Below are 9,457 nucleotides of genomic sequence, written 5' to 3' on the forward strand. Positions count from 1 at the left end.
ATTACCCTCCCAATATATTGTGTTTTTACAAAAAAAATAATCCTTTCTATACTACATATTGTATCATCAGGATTATTTTCAGTCAAATTTATTAATCGGAAAATGCCATTCCCTCAAAGTGTTATTATCACTCATGTATGCGATAATTGTATATTTATTAAGAATTTTGCATTTTTTAAATCGTTGGTTTTTCAACGAATTTTAACAATCAATTTTTTTATTGTTTTTTTATTTTTTTATGTCCATTTGATTGTGTCCCAAGTATCTCTGAAACAGCTGCTCTTTAAAAAGTCATCATCGTACTTGGATGAACACATCATAGGGTGTCTGCTTTCGCACAATAAGCCGTACTTGATGTATTCCTTTCTACTCTGCGCCTGTTTGCCCCATAGAAACCATGTAATGTTTTTGTTTTCAGTGGATATATATTCAAGAAGCTCATTGCTGAAATTTTCCCATATCTTTATATGACTTCCAGGAACTCCCTGCTCTATTGTGAAATATGTATTGAGAAGCAACACTCCCTGCTTTTCCCAGGATTTGAATATCTCCATAGGAGGAAGTATATTGAATTCTTCATTTATGATTTCCTTCTGAATTTCAGAAAACGTTCTTATGTCTTCATAATTTTCTGTTTTTCGACTATCCTTGTGAATCAGTCTTACTATATTCTTGAGGGAAACTTGTCTGAACTTGTCATTCCAAGTGTTAAGATCTCCAACTTCGAAGCATCTTCCAGTTGCCCTTCCCTTTTCAGGATAGGGGTCCTGACCCAGAATGACCACCTTCACATCATTAAGGTCGTTTTCCATGAACCTTAAAACATTCTCAGGCTCAGGATTTATATCCTGACCTATTTTACCTGAGATTTCAAGTATTTCTTTTTTAATTTTTTCATCAAGAAATCTACTCCAACTTTCATGATGGTTTTCCGGATAAATATTCATTGTATCTCCCTTTGTCTACAGTATGAACATGTTTGTTATAAGCATATCCTTGATATTGTCAGTACTGTAACTTACTTCTCTAGAGGATGTTTTTTCAACTCCAGGATAATATGAAACCCTATAGGCATCCTCGTGTTTCTTGTATTCTATGGATACATCAAATTTTTCCGGTATCTCTATTTTACATTTGTCCATATTTTTAAGGGCTTCTACAGTCTTGATTTTAATAAGTTCAAGGGCATCCACCTGGGAAAGGCTAATTACTCCTCCTCCCACACCTTCCTTTAAAGGGGCTATAGAAATATGATTGTTGAACTTTTCAGCCCACTCACATATCATTCGGTCTCCGCTTATCATGATTACAGGAACGCCAAGGTCTGCAGCCGCATAGGCATGAAGAAGATATTCAGAACACACCATGTCGTTAATGATAATCTTCCCCAGTTCTAGATTCATTGTATGTGAAAGTGGACTTCCTTCCATGGATGCTGCTGAGTGATATCCTATGAATATTGCACCGTCATAGGTTTCATCTAACCCCTGGACCATTGAATATGGGCTTCCCGTCCAGCTTCTTACAATCTTTACTCCCTTTGGAAGCTCCTCGTAAAAGATGTTCTTTCCCGACTCATGAGCATCCTTAACAGTTATTTCACTTACTCCGTTTTCAAACAATGTTTCACATACAGCCTTAACCTCAAGGGTCATCTCCCTTGCGGCCCTTTCATGCTCCGTATTGTTGAGTTCCGTTTCAGACCAGGATACAACGCCTGCACAACCTTCCATGTCAGCACTTATAAATATCTTCATAACAACACCTCGGTATTTTTAGTTACATGATGCACCTAATTTACAAGAAGTTTAAATACTTCTTAGAGAACAAGATCCTCGTCCATTACAATTCCTTCAGATATAATGTTTGTATCTCCAATCAACATAAGCTTTTTAATTTCATTTTCTTCATTTGCTTCTATCTCAATGTTCAACTCTCCACCAGGAACTTTAATTTTAATTTCATTGCTCTTTACCAGATTCTGAAGATAAAGGACTATAGCTACTGATGCAGATCCTGTACCACAGGCAAGAGTGAAGTCTTCCACACCTCTTTCAAATGTTCTAACTATTGCAGATGCTTCTCCATCTACATCATAGAAATTGATATTTGCTCCTTTTGGAAATATCTCATGAAATCTAAGATACTTTCCAAGGTTGAATATCTCCTCTTTTGATATATCACCAAGTCCTTTGTATTCTATAACTCCATGGGGTACTCCCGGATTTCCAAGCTCCACATATGATATCGTATAGTCCACTTCGTCAATGGTTGCAATCTTGTCAAACTCTATTATTTCAGGATTATTAAGAACTACGGCAATAAGTCTTCCATCCTTGATTTCTCCTTCAACATTTCCAGCCGTAGTTTCAAAGACCATCTTTTCATCTGCAATTTTATTTATATATGCAAATCTAGTCATGCACCTTGCTCCATTTCCACACATTTCACCTATGCTTCCATCTGCATTGATGAAGACCATTCTGAAATCTGCATCTCCGTCAGCCTTATTAACTGCCATAAGTCCATCTGCTCCTATTGACAGTTGTCTTGTACACAGTCTCTTTGCCATTTCCTGCAATTTCTCGATACTAAATCCGTACTCTCTATTGTCCATTACGATGAAGTCATTTCCAAGCCCTTGCATCTTTGTATATTTAATATTCATGGTATTCTCCTCTTAAACTATTATTGTATTAATCATCTCTTCCTTATATTAAAACAAATAAAGGAGCTTTATACAAGCTCCTTTATTAATTTATTTATTCAATTAGCTCTTTACGTTGTTATCTTTACTTAACCTCTAGAACCATGTCATACCATTTGGCCCCACCGTGGACTGAATCCGAAACGCCAAGATTCTTGTAGCCAAAGGTTTCATAATATGCTATGAGATGATTCTTGCATGTCAATATCACAGATTCCTTGTTTTCTTTTGCTGCAAATTCTATGAAATGATTCATTAGCTTCCTGGCATATCCCTTGTGTTGATGATCCGGGTGTACGTCAAGACCAAAGATTACCAGGTTCTTGCCATCATCATGATGCAAGTCCATCGATTCAAAAAACGCATCTTTGATTTCCGAATCATCTGTAGCTCCTCCATTGACAAATCCGATAACTTCACCATTGATTTCTGCTACAAGGAATCCTTTCATATATGCTGAAAGTCTCTCTTTCATTGCTTCTTTAGGTGCTGCTTCTGGAGCCGGAAAGCATATAGATTCAATTTTTGCCACACTGTCCAGGTCGTTCATGCTTGCTGTTCTTATTTTGAATTCCGACATTTCCTTACCTCTCATTTAATCTATAAATTAATATTTTTTAACACTTAAATCTAATGTGCTTGAACCGCCTCTTCTTCAACTGATTCATCCAGCTTCTTCATTGTTAAGCCTGTAGCTGCATAGAACAATGAAAATAGTGGTGAAATCCATGATAGAAGACAGAATGGTATAAATGATACTACAGAAGCTCCAAGCATTGTAGCACCGAAGATTGCATTTGCATTCCAAGGTATGAGCCACGCGCCAAGGGTTCCGCTGTCCTCAAGAAGTCTTGAAAGATTTTCAGGTGCAAGTTTGTTCTTCTTGAATATAGGTTTCATGATTGTTCCTGGAACTATTTCAGCAAGAAGCATTGATGATCCTATCATGTTTGTAGTATATCCAATTATAAGGGTATAAAGAACAGTCTTGAATCTTGACCCTTCACAGTTATTTGCCATAGGCTTAACAAGTGCTCCAAGTATTCCAGATTCACTTAGCATACCAGTGATTGCCGCTGCCGAGAAAACTATAAGGAATGAACTTATCATGCTCATGATACCGCCTCTGTTTAGAAGCTTGTCTATGTAAGTAAGTCCGCTATCTACTGAATATCCGTCATAAAGGTATCCAAGTAACGCCTGGATGCTTTCTCCCTGTCTGAAGAATGCAACTGTCATACCCATGAAGGTTCCTGCAAGAAGGGCAATTATTGGTGGTGATTTTTTAACAAGTAGAATTATTACCACTACCAAAGGAAGAAGCTCGATAACTGAGAAATTGAATATTCCACTAAGTGATTCGATTGTATTGTTTACTATTGATGGATCGTAACCTGTTGCATCAAATCTTAATCCCAAAAATCCAAATATGATTGCACAAACTACATAGGCTGGCAAAGTTGTCAAAGTCATGTGCTTCACGTGAGTCATAAGAGGTGTTCCTGTTACCGCTGCTGCAAGGTTTGTTGTGTCTGACAATGGCGACATCTTGTCTCCAAATGCAGCTCCTGAAATTACTGCTCCTGCAGTCATTCCAACCGGAACTCCAAGGGCATTTCCTATGCCTACCATTGCAAGTCCTGCTGTTCCTATTGTTCCCCATGATGTACCTGTTGCCAAAGATGTAAACGAACAAACCAAAAGCGTTGTCAATAAAAATGCCTTAGGCGATATTACCTTAAGTCCAAGTACAATTATAAGCGGCACAGTTCCACTTGCTATTAGTGCTGCTATCATTGTTCCAACTATGAGGATGATGAAGTTGGCTTCAAGAGACTCCATTACAACCTTCCATCCAAATCCCTGAGTTTCCTTGTAAGTGTGTCCTGTTTTCATTACCAATGGTACTGTAAATATCCATGCAAGTACAAACATTGTTTCGATTGCAGCCCCAAAAACTATTGCGCCACCAAGTACAAATAAAAATACCAATCCTACTACCATTGCTGCATAACCAAATTTAATGTGGTTACCTCTTTCCAAAATCGAATCTGACATAATTTCCTCCTAAATTTTATATATTAGTGCTTTACACTTATTACCCTAATAATTCCTGCCTGCTGCATTTTTATTGAAGTTTTAAATTTCCAATATACTCTGCAGCACATAAATTAATCAATTAATCATAAAACGCTTTCTATTCTATTAAACTGTAGCCTCTTCACCTATTTTAAAGTCAAATTGATCCATCTTGGGGAACAATCCGTATAATCCACCTGTATGTATGAATAATATATTTATATACTTGCTAAAGGTTCCCTTCTTAATTTCATTGTAAAGACCGTACATTGCCTTTCCTGAATAAACAGGATCAAGTACTATACCTTCCTCTTTTGCAAATTCATGGATAAAGTCAAGCTCTTCGGCTCTGCTTATAGCATATCCATCGCCTACATACCCGTCTATCATATTAATATCATCCTTTGTAAATTCTACAGGTTCATTTGTATATTCAAAGCATTCCTTCAATATCTTCTCTACTGCACTTTTGAAGTATTCATCGTCGTCGCATACATTGAATCCAAATATTTCAGCGTCATTATTTGCCAGCTTGTTTCCGTAGAACATTCCAGCATAGGTACCACCTGATCCCACCGCAGTTACCACTGCATCAAATTTAACTCCAAGCTCCTTTTCCTGTTCAAGTATTTCATTCATCGCATTTAGATAACCGAAGGTTCCTATGCCATTTGATGCTCCCTCTGGAATTATGTAAGCCTTGTGGCCCTTTTTGTCCAGCTCTTCCTTTATTTCAGCCATTATTTCCATTCTGCTGTTTGAGTATTCATCTGCAGTTACGAATCTTATGTCTGCTCCCATAACCATATCTAAAAAACAATTTCCTTCAAGATGCTTTTCACCCTTGTCTCTAAGAACAAGATACGATTTCATACCCAGTCTTGCAGCCACCGCCGCAGTAGATCTTGCATGATTCGATTGAATTCCTCCGCATGTAATGAGATAGTCACAGCCTGATTCCAATGCTTCCATAACTGTATATTCAAGTTTTCTTACTTTGTTTCCTGAATACTCCATGCCTGTCTGATCGTCTCTTTTAATGTAAATATTATGTCCTTCACATTTTTCAGAAAACCTTTCAAGCTTTTCAATCCTTGTTGGTAAATTTGCAATTAGTTTTCTTGATGGCAATTTCATATTGTCCTCCTGAATATTTTGAATGTTTAATTTTTCCATGAATATAATAAGTGCAATTCTCATGCCAACTATTTGGCGCTGAAAACTGCACTTTATTTAATCGCTTTCCATTTTTTTGGAAAAATAATGTTTAATTAGTGGTTGAACACGGCATTTTAAGCTATTCCATTTTTTTGGACAATTTTCCATTTTTTTGGACAACCGCTATGTTATATTCCTTTATTTTATTGTATAGAGAAGATTTTTTAATATTTAGGTCCTTCATAACACTTTCAAAATCATAATCATAGAAAATCAAAGCTTCCATCAAAACCTTTTTCTCCGCTTCCTTTGCATAGTACTTAATATCTCTGAACACATTTCTGGTTTCAACGCTTTCGTTTTCAAATATCAGACTGTCAGAAGTAATGATATCTTCTACTGTAAGGTTTACAGCCCTCTCCAATATGTTTTCAAGCTCCCTGATGTTTCCGGGAAAGGAATATGCTGAAAGTCTTCCTATGGCACTGTGGGAGAATTTTTTAAGGTCTACTCCTGCTTTGTGGCAGACCTTTGGCAGCAATTTGTCCACCAGTTCTTCAATATCATCTTTGATCTCTCTCAATGAAGGCATATTTATTGAAAGTACATTAAGCCTGTAATAAAGATCCTTTCTAAATCTTCTTTCCTTGACAGCTTCTTCAAGATTTATATTCGTAGCAGCAATTACTCTAGAGTCCACCTGTATTTCCCTGTCCCCACCCAGTCTGAAAAATCTCTTTTCCTGAATGATTTTCAAAATTTTTGCTTGAAGGTAAATATTCATGTCACCTATCTCATCAAGGAATATTGTACCTTCATGGGCAAGCTCAAACATTCCCTTCTTGCCCTTCTTACTTGCACCCGTAAAAGCTCCCGGTTCATAGCCGAACAATTCACTTTCAAGAAGATTTTCGGGGATGGAGGAGCAATTTATACTTATGAATGGAAAATCTTTTCTGGGGCTGTTCTCATGAATCTCCCTGGCCAGGAGAGACTTGCCCGTACCGCTTTCACCAAGGATTAAAAGATTTGAGTTTGAACCAGCTGCTTTTTCCGCCATTGCCTTGATCTGCCTGATTTTGCCGCTTCTTCCTATTATTGCAGGAAATTTCTCTACATACCCATTGGATAATTTAATGCTCTTCTGAAGCTTGTAAAGCTGAGTCACTACATAGTCCTTTTCCTTCATTGCTCTTTCAATATTGGAAAGATTTTCTACAATAAGTATGGCTCCCTTGATGCTTCCGTCATCTATGGGTTTTATGCTGCAAAGTGTGGGCATATTATTGAACTTATCAAATTTTTTTACATAGTCTTCTTCATTTCCAACCGCAACCCCTTTAAGTACCTCTATTGTATTGTTAGGTTGGAATACTTCACTGATTTTCCTATCCGTCAGTTCTCTTAATCTATAATACTGTCCCTTGCCTCTGAAAGAATTACCCTCCAAAAGCTCTCTCGGACTTTCCTTTCTGGAAGTGTATCCTAGGGACTGTACAAACTTAAGGTTTCCTGTTTTTCCATCCACTGCAACCATGTTTGAAATGGCATAAAAATAGTCAATTCTGTAAGAATCCTCACCATAGCCTATCTCTACATATTTTTCAATATTGTTTATAACCACATTGAAGAAAGTGTTCTCAAAATCTATGGAATAATCCTGGATATCCGAATATACATGCTCGTTAATGCAGTAGGGTTCTATATTTTCTGACATGTATCTTCCTGCCATTACAAAGGAGTGTCCATATTCTATTTTACCAGAATATCCAAGCTTTTTTAGTGATTCGGCATCAAGATACCCGTCATCGGCACCCAGACTATTTGTAGCTATACAAATTATATCACCCTCTTCAAGCTTTCCTTCAGTATGGTTTATTGTACCTGTATCCATGAATCCAAATATTTCCCTTGCTGCATCGTTTATGAGCCGAATCCTTTCTTCACTGTCTATGAGAACAATGCCTTCAGACAATGCATTATAAATAGTTTTACTTACCCTGTTTAACATCATCTCTCCCTATGAGTTTTTCTTATTTGTTCCTAAATTATATCATCTTTAAATTTTTTTTCAAATAATTTGTTTTTTGGCACGGTTTTCGCATATAAATATGTTAAAATTAAAAGGAGATTAATTATGTTTGAAACCAAAAGGAGATTAAATATGTTCGAAATCAAAAACAATGAGTTATTCATAGACAATTGTTCAACTTTAGAATTAGTGAAAAAATACAATTCCCCTTTATATGTTTATTCAGAAAATAAGATTATAGAAAACCTGAATGAAATCAAGGATGCTTTCACCGAAAAATATCCAAACACCCATGCTGCCTATGCCTGCAAGGCTTTCTGTACTCTTTACATGTGCAAACTTCTAGAAAAAGAAGGATTTTGGCTTGATGTTGTAAGCGGAGGAGAGCTATACACTGCTATCAAGGCAGGTTTTCCAATGGAGCATATTGAATTCAATGGAAACAACAAAACAAGAGCCGAGCTTGAGCTTGCACTTGACAATAAAATAGGAAGAATAGTTGTAGATAATGTATCAGAGCTTTATTTCCTTGAAAAACTTTGTGTTGAAAAGAACACAACAACAAAAATACTTTTCAGAATAACACCAAATGTATCCAGTGACACCCACGAGTTCATAACTACAGGAAAGAAAGACTCCAAATTCGGAATACCTCTAGATAATGATATTGTCTATCCTGCCATAAAATACGCAATAGACTCTGAATCTTTTGATTTTCTTGGATTCCACTTCCATGTTGGATCACAGCTTCACGACAACAATTCACATGTTGGTGCTCTTGTGGTTATTCTCAAGCTATTAAAGGATACCAAGGAAAAATTTGGCTACGATGTAAAAGACTTCAACATGGGTGGAGGATTCGGAATAAAATATACAGATGCGGACAAGCCTATTCCAATTTCGGATTTTGTTGATCCTGTAATGGAAAAGTTGATTTCATTCTGTATGGAAAACAATCTTAAAATGCCTGCTGTATCAATGGAACCTGGACGATTCATCGTAGGTGAAGCCGGAATACAGCTTTATACAATAGGAAACATAAAAGAAATACCTGGTATTAGAACTTATGCAGCAGTAGACGGTGGAATGACCGACAATGTAAGACCAGGTCTTTACGGTGCAGAATATGATGGTATCATAGCCAACAAGGCTGAAGAGGAAAAAAATACAACTGTATATATTAGCGGTAAATGCTGCGAATCCACAGACATAATAATCAAGGATTTCAAATGTCCTCAGCCCGAAATGGGAGATATCCTTGCAGTATTTTCAACTGGTGCCTACGGTTATTCAATGGCTAACAACTACAACAAAAACCCTATTCCAGCAGTCGTAATGGTGAAGGATGGAGAGTCAAAACTTATCGTAAAAAGACAAACTTATGATGACATGATCATGAATGAAATGTTATAATAAGGGCACAGCAACAGACTAAAACATTTAAGAGGTGATGACATGTTTAGAGTGATAGTCAAAGGAAT

8 protein-coding genes are annotated in these 9,457 nt (G+C 36.8%); 1 reads left to right on the forward strand and 7 read right to left on the reverse strand.

Annotated features, from left to right (window positions below; genetic code table 11):
• Nucleotides 1-236: 236 nt before the first annotated feature.
• From AC3AX0_RS02830 to AC3AX0_RS02860, 7 genes are all read right to left on the reverse strand, one after another.
• Nucleotides 237-947 carry a uracil-DNA glycosylase gene (locus AC3AX0_RS02830; protein WP_487548791.1) on the reverse strand — a complete coding sequence of 237 codons (711 nt, stop codon included), beginning with the start codon at nucleotides 945-947 and terminating at the stop codon, nucleotides 237-239.
• 15 nt (nucleotides 948-962) lie between these two features.
• Nucleotides 963-1,757 (reverse strand): M55 family metallopeptidase, encoded by a 795-nt coding sequence (locus AC3AX0_RS02835; RefSeq protein WP_487548792.1) that lies wholly within the window; start codon nucleotides 1,755-1,757, stop codon nucleotides 963-965.
• Between the two features lie 62 nt (nucleotides 1,758-1,819).
• On the reverse strand, nucleotides 1,820-2,668 hold the full coding sequence (dapF, locus tag AC3AX0_RS02840) for a diaminopimelate epimerase (RefSeq protein ID WP_487548793.1): 849 nt from the start codon (nucleotides 2,666-2,668) through the stop codon (nucleotides 1,820-1,822).
• Between the two features lie 124 nt (nucleotides 2,669-2,792).
• Nucleotides 2,793-3,287, reverse strand: coding sequence for a GNAT family N-acetyltransferase (locus AC3AX0_RS02845; RefSeq protein ID WP_487548794.1), 495 nt, complete (start codon nucleotides 3,285-3,287; stop codon nucleotides 2,793-2,795).
• A gap of 50 nt (nucleotides 3,288-3,337) precedes the next feature.
• Nucleotides 3,338-4,765 carry a Na+/H+ antiporter NhaC gene (gene nhaC, locus AC3AX0_RS02850; RefSeq protein ID WP_487548795.1) on the reverse strand — a complete coding sequence of 476 codons (1,428 nt, stop codon included), beginning with the start codon at nucleotides 4,763-4,765 and terminating at the stop codon, nucleotides 3,338-3,340.
• Between the two features lie 147 nt (nucleotides 4,766-4,912).
• Entirely contained in the window at nucleotides 4,913-5,923 is a 1,011-nt protein-coding gene (locus AC3AX0_RS02855; protein ID WP_487548796.1) for a D-cysteine desulfhydrase family protein, read from the reverse strand.
• 160 nt (nucleotides 5,924-6,083) lie between these two features.
• The gene (locus tag AC3AX0_RS02860) at nucleotides 6,084-7,955 is read right to left on the reverse strand and encodes a sigma 54-interacting transcriptional regulator (protein WP_487548797.1); all 1,872 of its coding nucleotides are present in this window, start codon (nucleotides 7,953-7,955) and stop codon (nucleotides 6,084-6,086) included.
• A gap of 153 nt (nucleotides 7,956-8,108) precedes the next feature.
• Here AC3AX0_RS02860 and lysA point away from each other — a divergent pair, with 153 nt between their 5' ends.
• On the forward strand, nucleotides 8,109-9,389 hold the full coding sequence (gene lysA / locus AC3AX0_RS02865; RefSeq protein WP_487548798.1) for a diaminopimelate decarboxylase: 1,281 nt from the start codon (nucleotides 8,109-8,111) through the stop codon (nucleotides 9,387-9,389).
• The last annotated feature ends 68 nt before the right edge of the window (nucleotides 9,390-9,457 follow it).

The sequence above is a fragment of the Dethiosulfatibacter sp. genome, assembly GCF_983023055.1.